Source organism: Cecembia lonarensis LW9 (assembly GCF_000298295.1).
In the GTDB taxonomy this organism is placed as follows: domain Bacteria; phylum Bacteroidota; class Bacteroidia; order Cytophagales; family Cyclobacteriaceae; genus Cecembia; species Cecembia lonarensis.
On sequence record NZ_AMGM01000006.1, the window covers coordinates 81681 to 100482 of the forward strand.

22 protein-coding genes and 1 riboswitch are annotated in these 18802 nt (G+C 39.6%); of the genes, 12 read left to right on the forward strand and 10 right to left on the reverse strand.

What is annotated here, in order from left to right; genetic code table 11:
• The 3 genes from B879_RS03360 to pdeM are packed head-to-tail and all read right to left on the reverse strand — an operon-like array spanning position 1 to position 1804.
• Positions 1-210: a DUF3098 domain-containing protein gene (locus B879_RS03360; RefSeq protein ID WP_040400175.1), complete on the reverse strand. Its 210-nt coding sequence runs from the start codon at positions 208-210 to the stop codon at positions 1-3.
• Position 211: 1 nt separating this feature from the next.
• Positions 212-1096, reverse strand: a complete 885-nt coding sequence (locus B879_RS03365) for a cell division protein FtsX (RefSeq protein WP_009183735.1) — start codon at positions 1094-1096, stop codon at positions 212-214.
• Positions 1097-1153: 57 nt separating this feature from the next.
• Positions 1154-1804, reverse strand: coding sequence for a ligase-associated DNA damage response endonuclease PdeM (pdeM, locus tag B879_RS03370; RefSeq protein WP_238542076.1), 651 nt, complete (start codon positions 1802-1804; stop codon positions 1154-1156).
• A 128-nt stretch (positions 1805-1932) separates the two neighbouring features.
• Between pdeM and B879_RS03375 the strand changes: the two genes are divergently transcribed.
• Entirely contained in the window at positions 1933-2370 is a 438-nt protein-coding gene (locus B879_RS03375; protein ID WP_009183737.1) for a DUF2147 domain-containing protein, read from the forward strand.
• Between the two features lie 14 nt (positions 2371-2384).
• Here B879_RS03375 and B879_RS03380 read toward each other — a convergent pair whose 3' ends face one another.
• The 3 genes from B879_RS03380 to B879_RS03390 form a co-directional block, all read right to left on the reverse strand.
• Positions 2385-2774 carry a VOC family protein gene (locus B879_RS03380; RefSeq protein WP_009183738.1) on the reverse strand — a complete coding sequence of 130 codons (390 nt, stop codon included), beginning with the start codon at positions 2772-2774 and terminating at the stop codon, positions 2385-2387.
• Positions 2775-2862: 88 nt separating this feature from the next.
• A complete protein-coding gene (locus B879_RS03385) occupies positions 2863-3924 on the reverse strand; it encodes a homoserine O-acetyltransferase family protein (protein ID WP_009183739.1) in 1062 nt (353 codons plus the stop codon).
• A gap of 67 nt (positions 3925-3991) precedes the next feature.
• Positions 3992-5296, reverse strand: coding sequence for an O-acetylhomoserine aminocarboxypropyltransferase/cysteine synthase family protein (locus tag B879_RS03390; protein WP_009183740.1), 1305 nt, complete (start codon positions 5294-5296; stop codon positions 3992-3994).
• A 170-nt stretch (positions 5297-5466) separates the two neighbouring features.
• Positions 5467-5576: riboswitch (SAM riboswitch) on the reverse strand.
• A gap of 157 nt (positions 5577-5733) precedes the next feature.
• Between B879_RS03390 and B879_RS03395 the strand changes: the two genes are divergently transcribed.
• On the forward strand, positions 5734-6723 hold the full coding sequence (locus B879_RS03395) for a DUF4097 family beta strand repeat-containing protein (RefSeq protein ID WP_009183741.1): 990 nt from the start codon (positions 5734-5736) through the stop codon (positions 6721-6723).
• Here the strand turns inward: B879_RS03395 and B879_RS03400 are convergent.
• The 4 genes from B879_RS03400 to B879_RS03415 are packed head-to-tail and all read right to left on the reverse strand — an operon-like array spanning position 6720 to position 11527.
• Positions 6720-7046 carry a YbjQ family protein gene (locus B879_RS03400; protein ID WP_009183742.1) on the reverse strand — a complete coding sequence of 109 codons (327 nt, stop codon included), beginning with the start codon at positions 7044-7046 and terminating at the stop codon, positions 6720-6722. The two genes, B879_RS03395 and B879_RS03400, sit on opposite strands and share 4 nt — an antisense overlap.
• 56 nt (positions 7047-7102) lie before the next feature.
• Positions 7103-8395 (reverse strand): amidohydrolase family protein, encoded by a 1293-nt coding sequence (locus tag B879_RS03405; protein WP_009183743.1) that lies wholly within the window; start codon positions 8393-8395, stop codon positions 7103-7105.
• A gap of 40 nt (positions 8396-8435) precedes the next feature.
• On the reverse strand, positions 8436-9818 hold the full coding sequence (locus B879_RS03410; protein ID WP_009183744.1) for an amidohydrolase family protein: 1383 nt from the start codon (positions 9816-9818) through the stop codon (positions 8436-8438).
• An 11-nt stretch (positions 9819-9829) separates the two neighbouring features.
• Entirely contained in the window at positions 9830-11527 is a 1698-nt protein-coding gene (locus tag B879_RS03415; protein WP_009183745.1) for an amidohydrolase family protein, read from the reverse strand.
• Between the two features lie 249 nt (positions 11528-11776).
• On the opposite strand from B879_RS03415, the gene B879_RS03420 reads away from it, so the two are divergent.
• The 10 genes from B879_RS03420 (at position 11777) to B879_RS03465 (ending at position 18746) form a co-directional block, all read left to right on the forward strand.
• Positions 11777-12139, forward strand: a complete 363-nt coding sequence (locus B879_RS03420) for a response regulator transcription factor (RefSeq protein ID WP_009183746.1) — start codon at positions 11777-11779, stop codon at positions 12137-12139.
• Positions 12140-12219: 80 nt separating this feature from the next.
• Positions 12220-13356, forward strand: coding sequence for a HEAT repeat domain-containing protein (locus tag B879_RS03425; RefSeq protein ID WP_009183747.1), 1137 nt, complete (start codon positions 12220-12222; stop codon positions 13354-13356).
• Between the two features lie 9 nt (positions 13357-13365).
• Positions 13366-14787, forward strand: a complete 1422-nt coding sequence (locus B879_RS03430) for a glycosyltransferase family 2 protein (protein ID WP_009183748.1) — start codon at positions 13366-13368, stop codon at positions 14785-14787.
• Position 14788: 1 nt separating this feature from the next.
• A complete protein-coding gene (locus tag B879_RS03435; RefSeq protein WP_157231508.1) occupies positions 14789-16063 on the forward strand; it encodes a YaiO family outer membrane beta-barrel protein in 1275 nt (424 codons plus the stop codon).
• 80 nt (positions 16064-16143) lie between these two features.
• Positions 16144-16500: a response regulator transcription factor gene (locus B879_RS03440; protein WP_040400176.1), complete on the forward strand. Its 357-nt coding sequence runs from the start codon at positions 16144-16146 to the stop codon at positions 16498-16500.
• Between the two features lie 51 nt (positions 16501-16551).
• Positions 16552-16809, forward strand: a complete 258-nt coding sequence (locus B879_RS03445; protein ID WP_083847925.1) for a DUF3253 domain-containing protein — start codon at positions 16552-16554, stop codon at positions 16807-16809.
• Positions 16810-16853: 44 nt separating this feature from the next.
• Positions 16854-17510, forward strand: coding sequence for a peptide-methionine (S)-S-oxide reductase MsrA (gene msrA / locus B879_RS03450; RefSeq protein ID WP_009183751.1), 657 nt, complete (start codon positions 16854-16856; stop codon positions 17508-17510).
• Positions 17511-17569: 59 nt separating this feature from the next.
• Complete coding sequence (locus B879_RS03455; RefSeq protein ID WP_009183752.1) at positions 17570-18073, forward strand: DUF4920 domain-containing protein; 504 nt, start codon at positions 17570-17572, stop codon at positions 18071-18073.
• Complete coding sequence (locus B879_RS03460; RefSeq protein ID WP_009183753.1) at positions 18066-18503, forward strand: hypothetical protein; 438 nt, start codon at positions 18066-18068, stop codon at positions 18501-18503. Before B879_RS03455 ends, B879_RS03460 begins: the two co-directional genes overlap by 8 nt.
• Before the next feature lie 3 nt (positions 18504-18506).
• Positions 18507-18746 (forward strand): hypothetical protein, encoded by a 240-nt coding sequence (locus B879_RS03465; RefSeq protein ID WP_009183754.1) that lies wholly within the window; start codon positions 18507-18509, stop codon positions 18744-18746.
• Positions 18747-18802 lie beyond the last annotated feature (56 nt).

Sequence of the window (18802 nt, forward strand, 5' to 3'; positions counted from 1 at the left end):
TTACTTGGTTTCTGGTTTTTTGAAAATTGCGTAAAACTGAAATAAAAATCCAATTAGGGTTATGATTGGTCCTAAAGTTAAGCCCATAAATCCAAAACCGTGTGGTTCTTTATCCAAACCAATGATGGTGAATCCCAAAACAATGATACCTATACCGATAAGCATAAGCCTATAATTCGATTTTTCGAAAGGAGATGGTGAATTTGCCATTTTAATAAAGTTCGTCAAGTGACATATTTAAATATTTATTTACGGCCTGCAAAGTACTGAACAGGGAGAGCATGGCGCCTATGATGACCAAGCCCCCAAACAGGTAGTACAATAAGGTGTAATTTTGCAAGAGTGCGAATCCGTCAATATTGGCTTTGGTGTATTCAATGATTAAAAAGAGTAGGGCAGAGGCAATAAGTCCTGCCAGGATACCGAAAAAGAAAGCTCTGAGTAAAAAAGGTTTGCGTATAAAACCTCTGGTGGCACCTACCAACTGCATGCTGCGAATCAGAAAGCGTTGGGAAAATAAGGCCAATTTAATGGTGTTGTTGATCAACATCACCACCGTGAAAATAAGAATCAGGATAAAACCACCCATTACAATGGCCACCTTGGTCAGGTTTTGATTAATGGAGTCAACCAAATCTGCCATATAGGTAACTTCAAATACCCCATCAATCTGCTGTATTTCAGCGACAATTTCGAGAATCTGCTCAGATGTTTGGTATGCTTCAGCTATGGCAATGGTATAGCTATCTCTCAGGGGATTATCATCTAAAAATTGGGCAAAATCCTCGCCTGTATCCTGAAGGAAGACCTGTGCTGCCTCATCTTGGGAAATAAATTTAACACCAATATTTTCTTCCTTAGATAAAACATAGGGTTTGGATTCAAGTAAATTCCCTATCCTTGTGATTTGGGCTGCAGAAAGGTTTTTGTTCAAAAAAACCTGAATTTCTATGTTTTCCCGAATCAGACTGGTCAGTGTTTTAGCCTGAATGACAATCACACCAAAAAGGCCGACAATAAATAAAGAAAGGGTGGTACTGAACAGTACAGAGATAAATTTAAACCGTCCTAACCGTGTTTTTTTCCTTGGATTCACCCTCTTTTATATTTTGAATTCTGCCAAAATTAAACAGCTTCCTGAATTAAACCAACCTTAGCTACTTAATTTGATTTCCAGTACTTTTTTATCAGCCACCGCAAATACCCTGTCATTTTTGCCACATTCCATTTTTGCCAATCCGGTAAAACGCCCAAAAGCTGGGAGAATGATCCTTTCAGGTGAAACAAAGAAGCAGGGCATGGTCAATTTTTGCCTTCCCGCTCCATAAAGTGAAACCCCTGGATGGATATGTCCGCATACATTGATCGTATTAACGGGAATACTGGGTTCAGGTTCATGGGAGAGAACCAATTCACCTAATATGATGGATTGGTCATGTAGTTGCCAGTATTCAGAACGGTAAAAACCTTCAGGCAATATGTCATGGTTTCCCTTTATCAAGTGGAATTTGATTTTTGGGTATAGGCTAAGAAAAGCCTCTAAATCATGCCAGGAATTGTTGAAATCACTGTGGAACAAATCGCCCAAGAAAAAGATCTCTTTTGGAGCAAAACGGTTGATCAGGCTTTCAATTTTGAGGTAATCGACCAAATGGACTTTTTCCGGTACAGGAATCCCTGCTTTCCTGAAATGTGCGGCCTTGCCAAAATGAGGATCTGCAATCAATAAACAATGATGCTTTGGAAGAAAAATAGCTTTTTCCGGTAAAAGTAGGAAGTGTGTATTTTTCAATGTCAATTCCAAAGGGATTGTTTGGGTTGAAACTTTGGGTTTAGATTGCTGATGCATTTCAAAAAAGCCAGTAACAGTTGAACATTTTCAGACGTAAAAGTATTACTATACTTTGAAACCTGATAATAAAACAGCATACTATGATTAAAAAGTCAATTTACTTAAGTGTTTTATTGAGCTTAGGCCTTCTTAACCTGGCATTGGCCCAGAAAGCTGATGATATTTTGGGGCAATGGTATAATACAGAAAAGGATGCTAAAATTGAAATTTTTAAAGATGGAGGTAAGTATTTTGGCAGGGTAGTTTGGCTCAAAGATCCAGTAGAAAACGGAAAACCTGTAATGGATGCCAATAATTCAGATAAATCTAAAAGAACTAGACCTATCATCGGGATGAAGTTATTGGAGGATTTTGAATTTAAAGGAAGCAGTTGGGAAAATGGAAGTATTTACGATCCCAGAAATGGGAAGACCTATTCCAGTACCATCAAGAAAAAAGCAGAAAACATTTTAGAAGTGAGGGGATTTATTGGGGTTTCTTTGATTGGCAGAACAGTAGAATGGACCAAAGCCCAATAATTTTCCGGTTTATTTTATTCCCAAATTCCATCCGGGACGATTTCAAGCACATGACCGAATGGGTCTTCGAAGTAGCTGCTTTTCAGGCCATCCTTCCATTCTTGCTCATGGGTAATTTGAATTCCACTTTTTTTTAAGGTATTGATACTTTCCTGATAATCATCTTGGCTTACTTCAAATGCAATATGCTGTTTACCAGTGGCAAAGTGGGGCGGAAGTGTTGATTCATTTTTGGTAGCTTCCGGCAAAAAACAAAGTAAAACAGCATTCCCACATCTAAAAAAGATGTGCCTGTCCTTCACTTTGGATATGATCGGCATGCGGAGCATTTTGTGGTAAAATGCTTCGGCCAGTTCCAAGTCATGTATGTATAGGCAGGATTCTTTAATTTGTGTGAATTTCATATTTAAAGTTAACCTTATCCCATAATTTTTCAAATCCGATCAAATGGTGCTTCAATCATTGGTCTAGGGATAAACCATTGTGGGAAATTTATTTATCCGTATTACTTTCGAGGTAAAAACTGCTTAGTATATATTGTAGTTGCCCATATTCAATCAGAAAGGCATCATGACCATAGGTAGAGATTATTTCACGAAAACTTCCTTTTTGAGCATGTTCTGCGATGAATTGTGATTCTTCTTTCAAAAACAACATGTCCCGGTCTACACCGATGGCCAAAATTTTAGCCCGAATTTGAGAGAGTGCAGGTACTGTTCCTCCACGACCTCTACCGATATCATGGCTGTCCATTGCCTTGCTTAAGACCCAATAGGAGTAGGCGTTAAATCGCTTGGCCAGTTTTTGACCTTGATAGCGGAGGTAGGAAGCAATCCTGAAATTATCTAATTTTTCTTCTTTGTCTGATTGTTTTAAAGCAAAATCTTCAGGGTGCCTGTAAGAAATCATAGCCATGGCACGGGCAGCCTCCAACCCTTTTTTACCTGCTTCGGGATACTTTTTTCCCCAAGTGCTGTCTGCTTCAATGGCCATCCGTTGACTTTCATTGAAACCTGTTGTCCATGGAGAAGTTTTAGCGTTAGAGGCCAGGATAACGGCGTTTATTACTTTTTCTTCCAAGAGGTATGCCCATTCCAAAACCACCTGTCCGCCCAAAGATCCTCCAATCAAGGTATAGATCTGTGAAATGCCCAGGTATTGGCGGAGCAGCTCCAAGGAGTTGGCCAAGTCTCTTGTGGTCAATTGAGGGAAATCATAATAATAGGGCTGACCTGTGGCAGGATTTTGGGATAAAGGATTGGTAGAGCCGTAACAGGAACCCAATAGATTAGCACAAACGATAAAGTATTTGGAAGGATCATAGAATTTGTCTTCACCCACTAACCCACTCCACCATTCTTGAACTTTGGCATCACCGGTGAGCGCATGAACGACCCAAATGACATTGTCTTTTTCCGTAGTAAGATGGCCTTGTGTGGTAAAGGCAATTTCAAAATCTTTAAGTGTTTCACCTGATTCCAGTACCAAAGTACCTTCATGCTTATAGGTTTCCTGTGCCATTTCTACAATCAAATAATCGCTTTCTAAATTCATTTTATTAAAAAGGCTAATTAAAACCTGTCAAGCCTCAAAAGACTTGACAGGTTTTTCTGTTTTGTAATTAGGCGAGACTTTCAAACGCCTGTTGAAGATCGCCTTTGATATCCTCGATGTGTTCTATTCCGAGGGACAGGCGGAGTAGAGTAGGCGTTACACCTGCTGCAACCTGTGCTTCCTCACTCAATTGCTGATGGGTTGTTGCAGAAGGTTGAATGATAAGGGTTTTGGCATCTCCTACATTAGCCAAGTGGGAAATCAGTTTCAGTTGGTTGATAAAGTTGGATGTGCTGGCTTTGTCTCCTGTGAGTTCAAAGCTCAAAACACCACCAAAGCCATGTTTGAGGTATTTTTTCGCCAGTTCATGATAAGGAGAAGAGGCCAGGCCGGGGTAATTGACCTTCTTTACTTTGGGGTGGTTTTCCAACCATTGGGCAATGGCTAAGGCATTGTCCACCGTTCTCTGCACTCTTAGAGACAGCGTTTCCAAACCCTGTAGTAATAAGAAAGAATTGAAAGGACTCAAGGCAGGACCAAAATCCCTTAAGCCTTCAACCCTTGCTCTGATGGCAAAGGCAATATTGGGAAGGCCTAAAGGATTGTTTTCTCCAAATACTTCCCAAAATTTGAGTCCATGATAGCCTTCAGAAGGGGCCGTAAACTGTGGGAATTTGCCATTGCCCCAATTGTAATTCCCGCCATCTATGATGATACCTCCAATGGAAGTACCATGTCCCCCAATCCACTTGGTAGCAGAAGCGGTAACGATATTAGCGCCATGTTTCAGGGGCTGAAACAGGTAACCTCCTGCACCGAAAGTGTTATCTACTACCAAAGGGATGTCATGTACTTTGGCCAATGCTGAAATGGCTTCAAAATCGGGAATATTGAATTCCGGATTGCCAATGGTTTCCAAATAGATGGCTTTGGTTTTCTTATCAATCAATTTTTCGAAATCTTTGGGGTCATTTCCTGCTGCAAAACGGGCTTCAATTCCGATTCGTTTGAATGCAACCTTGAATTGATTGTATGTGCCCCCATAAAGAAAAGAGGTAGAAACAAAGTTATCCCCTGTTTCAAGGATATTATTGAGGGCTAGAAACTGTGCTGCCTGTCCAGAAGCAGTAGCTACAGCTGCTACACCACCTTCTAAGGCAGCCACTCTGTTCTCAAAAACATCTGTGGTTGGATTCATGATCCGGGTGTAGATATTGCCAAGTTCTTTTAAGGCAAATAAATTGGCACCATGTTCAGCAGAGTTGAAGACATAAGATGTCGTCTGGTAAATGGGTACAGCTCTGGAATTGGTACTGGGATCCGGACTTTGGCCAGCATGTAACTGTAGGGTTTCAAAATGATAGTTGGGCATAATGAGTAATTTAAGGGTTAAAATGATATTTTTATTTTCCTATAGACTTTATAGGATAATATTTGAGCTGTAAATTAATTAAATGGGATCAGTCCTACAAAGGGCTGTTGGGTTAACAATAAAATAAGGGGGTTGTCTTAGGTGGCGTTTTATAAAATTCATACTGTCAGAATTTATATTTCCAGTTGACAATATGTTCAACTGGCAGGAATTGGCACCTTGGATTTTCCAGGTTGCCAGAGGGTCTTAAAGCCTGTCTCTCGCCTCTTCTTTATAAATCCTTCACGCTAAAAGTGAAAGACAAAACAAAATAAACGCCTGTAATTTGAATTTCCAAGGTATAGGGCCAAAAAATATTTTTATCCAAAATGGTTTTTAGGAGAATCTGGCATTCCTTTCGCTGAGACAGTATTTTAAGTTTAAACACTAAGTTATATATGAAATTTAATCCATTTGGTGCTGAAATCAGTCAGCGCATATTATTTGGTAGTAAGGCCAAAGTACTTAAGTTAGGAGTATTGCCCATTTTATTTTTCTTAAGCAGTTGTCTAAGTGATGACCTTTCTTTGGTTTCAGAGGTTCAGCAAGATTTTCAAGGCGTCACCAAAGTAGAAGTTGATGGGGGATTTTTAGAAGTAGAATATATTGGGGAAAGCGGTAGACAATCCTTGAGTTTGGATGTTGCATTACGTTCTAATTCCAGCCGTAAGTTTGAGGTAGATTACAACTTGGTAGGCAGCACCTTAAAAGTATCATTGGTCTCCAATAACAGGCTGTTCAGTGGGAGTGCCAGAGGTGATGGTTTAATCCGGATCACAGGTCCAAGGAATATGTTGCTTGATCTTGAAGTGGGATCAGGAAAAATTACCGCCAAGAATGTGGTGGCAACATCGGCAAATCTAAGGGCTGGCTCAGGCGAAATTGTCGCTCAGAACCTTGCTGTACCAAGGCTTGAGGTGGATATAACTTCTGGTAAGGGAAGGCTGGAAGATATTCTTGGAGGTATTGATGCCACTTTGACATCTGGAAAAATCGAAATGCTTCGGTTGGAAGGAGATGTTCAAGTTCAATCGTCAAGCGGAGAGGTATTTGTCAAAGATCTTAATGGCCTTATTGATGCCATAGCAAGTTCAGGTAAAATTGAATTGGCCAATGTGAAAGGGATTCGTAATATCGCTGTTTCATCTGGCCAATTGTTTGCCACTAATTCCGGTTTAAGTCCTCAGACTACTTTAAAAGCCAGTTCGGGGAATATGTATATTCAGACTTTTAGCAATCTGAGGGATTTTAATTTCAACATTACCACGGGTAGCGGATCTGCCAAAGTGGGCGAAGCCCAGTCTACTGGGGCATTGAACATCAACAATGGTGCTTCAACGACCATCCGTGGGGAGGTGGGCTCTGGTAGGATTGAAATCGTCAATTAATTGAAGACTTTCTCTATTTTCACGGCTGTTCCGGCAGCCGTGACCATCAACATGCCATCCCTAATGGTTTCATAATCCAGATCGATACCTATGACAGCATTGGCGCCAAAAGCTTTGGCCTGCATTTCCATTTCAGCCATAGCGGTTGCTTTTGCTTCTCTCAGTACGCGCTCATAGGCACCGGATCTTCCTCCTACAATGTCTGTGATGCTTGCGAAGAAATCTTTGAAAACATTGGCACCAATGATGGTTTCACCTGATACTATACCCAGGTAGGCGGTAATTTTGTAACCTTCCAGTTGATTTGTAGTGCTGACTATCATATAAAATATAAAAAAACCGCAGCCAATAGTAGCTGCGGTCTAAACTTAATTCCAAATCAATTTTTTTCCAAGCCTGGAGATCTTTCCAGGAATTCTTGGTACAATTTAATGTGTCGGTTACTCATGGGAACCCTGAATCCATCGATAAATACATGACGGATTTGGGATTTGGTTTCGAAAGGATCACCAGTAGCCACAAATAAAGTAGCGTCTTTTCCTGCTTCGATGGATCCCATTTTGTCAGCAATACCAAAGACTTCGGCGGCATTGATGGTAATGGCTTTTAAAGCTTCTTCTTTACCCATACCATAGGCAGCAGCGAACCCTGCATTAAAGGGTAGATTCCTGGTGTTTTCGGCATCATTACTTCTAATGACTACCTTGACTCCCGCTTTAGCCATTTTGCCAGGGTTGGTATAAGCAGCATCATATCTGTCTGACTGCCTCGTAGGTATGGAAAGCATGGGGCCTGTGATTACTGGAAGATTAGCTTCTGCTATTTTGTCTGCTACCCTCCAGCCTTCAGCAACTCCGGTGAGTATGGCATTTACATTTTTGGACTTGATCCAGTCAATGGCCGATAAAATATCTGTGGCTGCATTGACTTCAACAAGTAATGGAAGCTCACCAGCCAATACTTTGGCCAATTGTTCCATTTCAGGATAATACTGAAGTTCCGCATTGGCTTGCTGAAGCTGGTAATAAGTTTCAGCTCTGCCCCATATTTCATTTAGGGTTTTTTGGGCCTCATCGGCTTCTCTTTTAATGTCTTCATCGCTTCTTCTGTCCCAGGTACTTCTTCTGGCGGAAGAAGGGAAGTTGAGTACCACACCTTTGAAACCTGCATACATTTGATCCGGCGTATAACCATTCAGGTTGATTAAGGCAGCAGTTCCTGGGAATATACCCCCAGAAGGCATGGCCAAAGTGGTTGTTACCCCACTAACTCTTGTTACCGGTATAGCCACTGAATTGGGGTTAATAGCAACTAAAGCCTGCATATTGGGCGTTACTTGTCCAATTTCAGCATAATCTTGTGTTTCAGCTAAGGAATTCACTTCGACCAACCCTAGTCTGCTGCCGCCATCAAACATACCAGGATAAATAAAATGATCTGAACAATCGATCACTTCAGCATCTCCAGCGGGGATGTTTTGTCCTACTGAAACAATTTTCCCTCCATCGATAAGAACACTGGTGTTTGCTAAGGTGCCCTTGGTAACTGTGACCACAGTGGCATTTTGCAAAAGGAATTTCCCTGACCTTGGCTTGATAAACTCACCATCAAACTGCGCATGTCCCAATAAGGGGAGGCAGACTAATAGAAAGGCATATATAAGTTTTTTCATTGTTTTCATTTTTTTACCATTTAATCTACACATGTAGCCATTAATGTGAGTGGTTGAAAAGGCTTCTTCCAAAATTGGTAAAGAAGAAATCTACCCCATGCATGCAACGGTGTTCGTGTTCTTTAAGGAAAATTGGCTCTAGGGCTTCACTTGCACTTACCTTAAGCCTCATGTCATCTGGATCTTCATTGATATCAAAGTACTTTACCCCGTCCACAAACGTCATTTGAGGTATAGCATACACAGATAGAGGGTGGCCTTCAAAAATGACTAGGTCCGCTTGTTTTCCTTCTTCTATAGATCCTACCTTATCAGCAATCCCCAATTGTTTGGCTGGGTTGATGGTAATCAAAGCAAGTGTTTGTTCATCATCCAACTCTCCGTATCTTTGGGCTTTGCCAGCTTCATGGTATAAGTGTCTGATCAATTCTCCTGAATCAGAATTGATGGAGGTAATTACGCCATTTTCCATTAAGATCGCAGCATTGTAGGCTGTGGAATAATATACCTCAAATTTGTAAGCCCACCAATCAGCGAATACAGATGCCCCCATAGTATATTGAGCCAGTTCAGGAGCGACTTTGAAACCTTCATTGACATGTGAAAACACAATGTTGTCGATTCCAAATTCCCTACAGGTATTTATCAGCGCATAAATTTCATCTGCACGATAGGAATGGCAATGGATGATAATATTACCATCCAAAATATCCACCAATGTTTCAAGCCTGCTATCATACTTTGGAGGTACTGGATTGGCCCCTCTTTGTTTGGAGGCAGCTTCATAATCGGCCCAAGCTTTTTTGTATTGTAGGGCCTCATTGAATCCATTTCTGATGACGGCATCCACCCCCATCCTGGTTCTGGGCTGTATGCCATTACCCCGGCCATGCACCCTGGTTGGGTTTTCGCCAAGTGCAAATTTAATGGTCCTTGGGGCCTCCTTCATGTAAAGGTCTTCCGGATTATAGGAACCATAGCGGTGCTTCAAAGTGATGTTTTGCCCACCAATGGCATTGGCGGAACCATGCATGGCGTGAGAAATGGTTACACCCCCTGCCAATGCCCTGTAAAGGCCAATATCATAAGGGTTTACCACATCAGCCATTTTAACTTCCGAGGTGATGGGAGCAGTGGCCTCATTTACTGCATCCAAAGCCACGTGGGAGTGCGCATCAATGATACCCGGCATGAGATATTTTCCAGTAGCATCAATCACTTCAACATTTGCTGCATTTAGGTTTTTGCCTATTTTCTTGATGATACCGTTCTCTACCAAGACATCGGTCTCTTCAAGGGTGCCATTGGTTACCGTCAATACGGTGGCATTCTTTATCAATAAAGAGCCTTTTGGTGTTTGGGCATTTGCAATCATTCCGCCCAATATCAAAAAGCATATGAGGATCAAATTAATTTTTTTCATGGCTTCAAAGATTATTGGTTGCGTTGATTAGGTTTTTTATTGGCATTGAGCGGAAAGCTTCCGAAATCACTCAAAGACATATTCCCCCTAAAATCCAATTCAGATACATCTCCGGCTACGGTAACTTCCAGTGACATGCCACCAGCGGAAACATTGAATGTAAAGGAGAGGTTGTTACCGGAAAGCGTGATGTTATTCATTTCAGAGCTGGCTTTTCCACTTCCTGCAGGATTATCATAAGTAATGGTCCCGCGCAATGAATCGCCTTCTTTTTTGATTTCCATAGTACCGTTGGAACTGCCTGCCGGTGTATCGGAAGTGTAATCCCAAATACCAGTGATATCAATAGTTTTTCCATTGGCGCCATTACTTTTACTTTTCTTGCTGATATCATAATCAAAAAGGTATCCATCAGCCATGACATGCTGGATTTGGGCATCTTCAGAGAAAATTGGGGCAGTACTGATTACCATATTGGCCAGTTTGCCTTTTTCCAAAGTACCTGCAAATTTTTGGATACCAAGGATGTTCGCATTATTGATGGTCAAGGCAGCAAGAGCTGCTTCTTCGCTGAGACCATTTTCAATCATCAAACGGATGTTTTTGAACATTTCCGAACTTCTTCCACCCATACTGGTAAATCCAAAAGGAATTCCTGCTTTTTCAAGTTGGGCCGGGCCTTCCAGAATTTCCTGGTAAGCTTCCTTGATCCTGATGGTCCTTCCCCTCATTTCATCAGTCTTTCCCTCTAGGTCTGCATTGGCGGTTTTGTCATTTGGTAATCTAAAACCGATCAAGACCTGTGCATTAGAGGTTTTGATGGCATCAATGGAATAATTGATGTCTGAGACCCCGGCTAAAACCAAAGGAAAACCAAGTTCCCTTTGTAAACTCGCAGCCCTTTTGGTTTCTAAATCATTAGAAACTTCAAAAAGGATGGGCATATTTTTATCCAAAACAGGGAAAAATGCCTCCAAAGTTTTATTGATTTCAGGTCTTGTCAAACCGGAAGTTGAGGCAAACAAGCGGTTATGTTTTGCCGAAAGTTCAGCATTTTTATACAAGTCTCTGAATTTTGCCATGATACCCAATTGGGTCCCGGGATACATACCTCGGCCACCTCCAACATTTCTAAATCTGGCATTGAGGGCAGTATTATTAGCAAGTATATTGGTAGATTCTTTTCCCCCGTAGGTAACAATTGCAGATTTACCAGGAAGCATACCACCTTCAGGAACGATTTGGGCGATAGTAAATCCTACCTTTCTCCAATCTGTAATTTGATTATTGTTTTTATCATAATAATCCAGGGCATTTCTCCAGGGGGTTATCCCTGCTAATTCATCTGGTGGGTTGGAAGGATCAAAATTTGCCGGTCTCTCCGGATCCGCAGGTTTGCTTATCCCAATGCTTGAAGCACCATCAATAAAACCGGGGTAAATGAATAAGGAATCGCCTTTGATCACTTGGGCTTCAGGAGGAAGGCTGATGTTTTTTCCGACATTTTCCACCAATCCGTTCTTGACGAGGATGGTGGCTCCCTCTAGAGTTTTACCTGGTGCGGTGATTACGGTAGCATTGACGATGGCATAAGTACCTGTGACCCTTCTTTCTCCTCTTGGATCGCTCTGTCCAAAAGCATGTAAAGTGAAGCACAAAGCCAAACAAAGTAAGCTACTGAATACCTTAGGTTTGAATCTGATATTCATACGTCTTTATGTTGATTTTACTGGTTTTTTCTAAATGATAACATTACGAAACATTTTTTTTTCAAAAAACTGTTTTTTTTTCAATCGACAAAATCGGTTAAGAACGGCAATTATTTTTTGACATAATACATTTTAATTTATTTGTATTTTTTTGAAAAAAATTTATATAATTTTAAGTTTTATGCAGCTTGTTTTTTATAATTCTTAATATTTATATTTATCCCGAATTATACTTTAATCCAATTGTTTATGAAGCACATTTTAATAATTGAGGACGATAAACTGATTTCCAGTTTGCTTAGCTTCAGGTTAAAAAAAGAAGGTTTTAACATTACTTTGGCCGAAGATGGTGAAGAAGGAATCAGTAAATTTGATTCAGTCCATCCGGATCTGGTTATTACAGATGTATTGATCCCTTTCCGGGATGGTATTGAGATTGTTGAATACACAAAAAACAAGCGACCAGATTGCCCTGTCATTGTCTTGAGTTGTATGGGCGAAGAAGAAGAAACGGTAACTATAGCTTTTCAGAAAGGCGCTTCTGATTTTGTTCCGAAACCCTTTCATCCCAATGAATTGGCTTTTAGAGTTAAAAGATTGATCCAGAATTAACCCTGGTAAACTTTATTCTTTCTCTTTTTTTATCTGTAAGCTACATACTACATCATTTATAATTTATTAACACACCTGCTATGTTTTTATCTAAAGGACAGGCAGCTTCAGGGGATATACAATCCTTAGCTGAAATTTCAGGAAACCTTGGTTTTCAGGAGGCTTCAGATTATGTTTTGATTTTCCTTTTGTTGTCTGTATTATTCATTATTTCCCAGTTGTTTTTATTGAGGTTAAGGAAGAGTTACCTCAATAATAAAAAGACATTAGTGCAATACAGGACCAATGGCTTTTTATCGGAGATTATTTTTTCAGAAGACCAATCTGAGAAATTCATTGATAATAAAATCAATGAATTCAAAAAGAAAGTACCATTTCAAAAGCCTTGGTGTAAGGATTTATTGATACAAAATATCATTGATTTGGACAAAAACTTTAAAGGTCAGAACGGTAAACTTTTACATGCTATTTATTTCAAACTTGAATTACATGGATATACAGAAAATCTAGTTAATTCCAAAATATGGTATTTAAAGGCTAAGGGAATATATTATTGGAGGGAACTTCAATATACAAATGCAGTACCTAAAATTTATGGTTATCTGACCCATTCTAACCCTGAGCTCCGTTCAGCGGCACTATTGGCCTATATTTCGCTTTCCGAAGACGAAAACCCATTGGCTGTATTGCAAACGTATGTGGATACCATCACCTATGTGGAAATGTTGAACCTGATGCATGTAATCCAGCGAAGGAAATTTAAAAAGCCTGCAAATCTAAAGTCTTGGCTAAGTTCTAAAAATGATTCTCATGTGATTTTTGCCTTAAAGTTAGTGGCCCACTTTAATGATTTGGAGTCGGGTCAAGTAGTGACTCAATTATTGGGGTCAGGTAATGCTAAAATCAGAAATGAAGCTATTAAAACGATAGGTAAATTATTTCTATTTGAGGCGGAACAAGACTTGATCATAGGGTTTTTCAAGGAAAATGAAGAAAACCAAATGGAGATTGTCCTGACATTAAAAGAAATAGGAGGTCGAGATTCAATTCAATTCATACATCATCTGCTTAGTATGGATAAAGGTGCTGAACTGAAGCTTACGGCTATGTATGCATTGAAGGCTTTGGACTCAAAGTTTTCTGAGACTGAATTTGATCCACAAAAGTCCTTGGATAAGTTTAAAAAACATGTATTAAGTCCTTACCTAGAAATTTAATTTTTGAAAATGGAATACTTAATAAATACTTTAGAATGGTTTATCGCGGGGTACGCCTCAGTCTATATTTTCATATTTCTATTAATGGCCATAATGTCTTTTTGGGCTATTAAAGTGTATAATAATGCCAAGTACACGATTAAAGATGATGTTTTGGTAAAATCCAATCACTTACTTGGGGTCTCAATCGTTGCCCCTGCGTTTAACGAGGAGCTAAACATTATTCATAATGTAAGGTCTTTACTTTCTTTGAATTATCCCAAATTTGAGGTAGTTATCGTCAATGACGGAAGTGTCGATAACACCTTACAAAAACTTATAGAGGAATTTGAGTTGGTAAAGGTTGACTTTTACTACGATGAAAAAATATCCACACAGCCAGTACGTGGTCATTATAAGTCTACTAACCCCATTTATTCAAAACTTCTCGTAGTGGATAAAGTAAATGGGAAAAGTAAAGCAGATGCATCTAATGCAGGGATTAATTCAGCAAAATATCCTCTATTTATTTGTACTGACGTAGACTGTATCCTTAGGAATGATACCATCCTTAAACTTGCTAAGCCATTTATGACCGAAAAAACCCGTGTCATTGCTACCGGTGCTCCCATTAGGGCTTCCAACTCCTGTGAAGTCAAAGATGGTTTTATGGTGAAAGTCCACTTTCCTAAAAACTGGTGGGCATCTTTTCAGGAATTGGAATATATCAGGGCATTTTTGATGGGTAGAATGGCTTGGAGTCAGATTAATGGTCTGCTGCTGGTTTCTGGCGGTTTGGGAATGTTTGACAAAGAAATTGCCATTAAAGCAGGAGGTTATTGGCATAAATCTTTAGGTGAAGATATGGAACTGATTACCAGGATGAGAAAAGTTATGCATGATGCAAAAGAAAAATTTAAAATCTTATACATTCCGGAATCTTTATGTTGGACAGAGGTGCCTGCAACAAGGGACGTTTTGATCCGACAGCGCGTTCGCTGGGCAAGGGGGCTGATACAAACTTTGAACCTCCACAAATCCATGTTTTTTAAACGAAAGTATGGTAAAACAGCCTTTTTGGTGATGCCTTATTTTTTCATTTATGAATTTTTGGTACCAATTATTGAGCTTATAGGTTTGATAGGGCTGATTTTTGCATTTATCTTTCTTGATTTCAATGGGATTTATTTTTTGAAAATAACTTTCATCGTTTACCTTTTTTATCTGACGGTGACTTTGCTTTCAGTACTCTGGGATGAGTGGTTTTATGGGCATTATGCAAGTTGGAAAGAGTTGGGTAGTCTCATACTGAAAGCTATGATAGAACCTATTGTTTATCATCCTTTCAGTTTGTACGCTTCATTGAAAGGATATTGGCATTTTTTCATGAATAAGGAACAAAAGTGGGGTAACATGCAAAGACAAGGTTTCACTACAGCTAAAAAGTTTTGATATGCATTTAACTGAAAAAATTCTAATAATAGCTATGGCTGTGGTATTTGTGGGAAATGCAGGACTAAAAGCCCAGCAAATAGATACAGACAGTTTGTTGCAAGTGGTTATTGAAAAGTCAAAAGATAAATCAAAAGCCAATGAAGCCATAGCATTGGGCAGATTGGGTATTCAGGTGGCACCGGATTACTATGATTTTCACCTTCTGCTGGGAAAAGTATACAAGGAAGTAGGTTTCTACGATAGCGCCAGGTATTTTCTTAATCTTGTGATTGAAAATAATCCTGCATATAAAGATGCTTTTTCAATAATCCTGCCTTTGGAATTGGAGCAGCAACAGATGGAAGTGGGGCTTCGGTTATCTGAAATGGCTATTGATAATTTTCCCGATGAGGCTAAGTTTTATGTCTTCAAGCATGCTTTTATTCAACTGGAAAGAGATGAGCGAAAGGAATTTGATTTTTTACAGTCTGTGATCGTTCAATTTCCTGACCAATCCAATTTTAGACAAAGGCTCAATTTATTGGAATTGAGATTGGATAACGACAGGATTGGTACAAATTATAGTTTAACCGGATTTGATAGAGATGGGGTAGGTCCTTGGCATTTAATCGGAATGCAGTATATCCGTGAAAGAAGATGGGGCTCCTTGATTGGTAGGATAAATTATGCCAACAGGCTTAGTGCTGGTAGCAGTATTGACTCCGGGCTTCAGTATGAGTTGGAATCTTATTTTTTTACAGGCCGCAGATCTTATTCTTATGCGGGTTTGGCTTACAGCCCAAGCTTGGTTTTTCCTGAACAGCGGTATGGTTATTCTTTTTATCAGAATCTAGACAAAGGCTGGGAGTGGGAAATAGGAGGAAGATTCACCTCAGTAGCTCCGCCCGAAGGCAGAAGAGAGTTCAGATCTCTTATTTTCGGATTGAGTAAATATGTTGGTTCTTGGTGGATTAACCTAAGATCTTTTGTGCAGAATGAAGAAAGCCAGTTTTTTCCGGCCTTTACCTTCACTTCCAGGTATTATATGAATACGAGGTTTGATTACTTTACCATTTTGGCAGGTTATGGTACTTCTCCTGATGAAAGACCTACTTTAGGCCAATTTGAAAATAGGATAGCTTTAGATTCCTGGCGTATAGGGGCAGGGTACTTCAGGTTATTTGGAGAAAAATTTGTTTCAGGTATACAGGCTACTTATAATTATCAGGAATTTGATCCCGGTAGGACACAACAAGAATATGAATTTTCCTTAATGTTGCAGTATAAATTCTAAGGCCTATCCTAGAACAAGCGTGCGTGGAAGGTTGGGGTAGTCCCACCCTTTTTGAAAGATTAATTACAATAGAGTACCTCATGAAGAAAGTATTGCTCATAGAAGATGATGAATTGATTTTAAAGATGGTTGAATTCAAGCTTTCAAAAGAGGGGTATCAGGTGTATATAGCAAGAGATGGTGACAGTGGTGTCAGAGCAATCCATGAGTTGAGGCCGGATCTGGTGATAACAGATCTTATGATGCCTTTTAAATCAGGTCTTGAGGTCACATATTTGGTAAAAAAAGAATATCCCGATCTTCCTATTATTGTATTGTCGGCACTAGGAGAAGAAGAATCCTCCGTTCAAAAGGCATTTCAATTAGGGGCTTCAGATTTTGTTGCCAAGCCCTTTAACCCCAATGAATTATTGTTGAGAATAAAGCGCTTGATTTAATTTTTTAAGTAGAAAAGCTTGAATATCGGGCAATTTTTCTTTTTTTGAGTTGTGAAGCTAATTACCAATACATCGCCAGTCTTGGAGACCGCCATTTTGGAAATGGGAAGGATGAGAGGCAAATCCAGTTTTTGTCCTTCTGAAGTGGTGAGATGGATTTATCCCCAATCATGGAGGTATTTTATGGAAGATATTCAGTCCGAAATGATGCGGCTTTACCGGGAGGGAAAAGTGGTTGTCTTACAAAACAATCAACCTGTGCACCCCTATAAATTTCCAAAAGGACCTGTCAGAATCCTTGTCCCGTAAACTTCTTGATCATGATTTTGGTTATCCCATAAATTGCTCAAATGATGAAGTATACCCTTTTATTAGTTTTATTCATTGCGGCAGTAAGTACTGCCTGTGCACAAAGTCCCAATAAAAAAGAAAAAAAGATGCAGGATTTACCCAAAACTCAAGTTGAAGTTAATGCAGGTTATGAAGTGGCTACTCTTGGAGCTGGATGTTTTTGGTGTACAGAGGCCATCTATCAAAATCTGAATGGCGTGGAGGTAGTTTTATCAGGGTATAGTGGAGGTCATGTAGCTAACCCTACTTACAGACAAGTGACCACAGGAACGACCGGTCATGCTGAAGTGATTCAGATTCAGTACGATCCAAAGGTGGTGTCTTTCGAAGAAATTCTAGAAGTCTTTTGGTCTACCCATGACCCAACCACATTGAACCGTCAAGGAGCTGATGTGGGTCCTCAGTATAGGTCGGCAGTATTTTTCCACAGTGAGGAACAGCAGGAGAAGGCCATGTTTTTCAAAAGGAAACTAGATGAGTCAGGTGCTTTTGATAGACCTATAGTTACAGAAATTACAGCTTTCAGTAACTTTTATGTTGCAGAGGATTACCATCAAAACTATTTCAATGAAAATGGGATGCAACCGTATTGCCAATTTGTAATCAAACCTAAGCTTGAAAAATTCAAAAAGGTGTTTGCAGAAAAATTAAAAGATTGACATAGTTTTATTTTTGCAATACACTCATCTTCTGATTAGTTTTGAAAAAAAATCCACCTATGAAAAATCCACTTATTTTCAGCTTGATTTCTTTCCTGTTGATTGCAGGATGTAATGGTAGTCAGTCAGAAAAGTCCACCGAAGCTACTGTTCAAAGTGATCTTCCTACCGGATATTTTGGAGAGGAAATCAATGAAGCAGGTGTGGTTTCTTTGCAGCAACTGGTTTCTGTTCTCGAAAATTCAGAAGAATTTTCTGGAAAAGTGAAAGGAGAAATCAAGGAAGTCTGCTCCATGAAGGGTTGTTGGATGACTATTGATCTTCCCAATGGCCAAACAATGAGGGTCACTTTTAAGGACTATGGTTTTTTTGTTCCAAAAAACGCACATGGCTTTCCAGTAATCATAGAAGGAGTGGCTACAAAAAAAGTTACTGATGTTGCCACATTAAGGCATTATGCCGAAGATGCAGGAAAATCTCAGGAAGAAATAGAGGCCATTACTTCTTCCAAACAGGAATACGCATTTGAGGCTATAGGAGTGATCATCCAAGAAAATGCTTAAGTATATACATATAGCTTTTTGTTTTTTAGTTTTACTTTTTGCTTCCTGTAGCCAAAAGACAGATGCTGAGGTTAGCAAGTCGGTAAAATTTCCTAATGAAGATGCCCCCTTGGCACTGCTGATGCGAGAAATGTTTACAGACATGGAAGATATTCTCCAAGCTATTGAAAATGGGGATGAAATAAGGTCCTATTTGGAGAAACACAGGGAAATCCTGAATGCAAAGCCTACGAATCCCCAAGTAAAGACCCCTACATTTGCGCTTATGGGTTCAGCATATTTGGAAAATCTACAAATCTTGGAAGAAAGCCCACAGGCTTTGATGCAGGATAATTTCAAAATGGTTGTTCAGACTTGTTTGGGCTGTCACCAGCAGTACTGTCCTGGCCCCATAAAAAAGATCAATTTATTGAACAAAGAAACATCTTGATTTATGGCAATTGCACTGGATAACCTCAGGGTAGGAAGATTTTATGAATTCACTAATCAAGGTGAAAAGAGAAGGTTGGAGATTATTGCCAGATTGTCCTCTGATAATTATAAAGTCAGAGATGTAGATACTACTGAAACTTATACCATAGAAGAACTCTTAAGGTGGGGTAAGGGTAAAGATTATGAACTGGATGAAATCCTCAGTATAGGAGGTAGGGGAGTTGTGCCCAAACAATTTTAAAAGAGACTTTTTCATCAAGCCCAAAATAGAATTTGGTGTAGGCAATAAATTTGAAA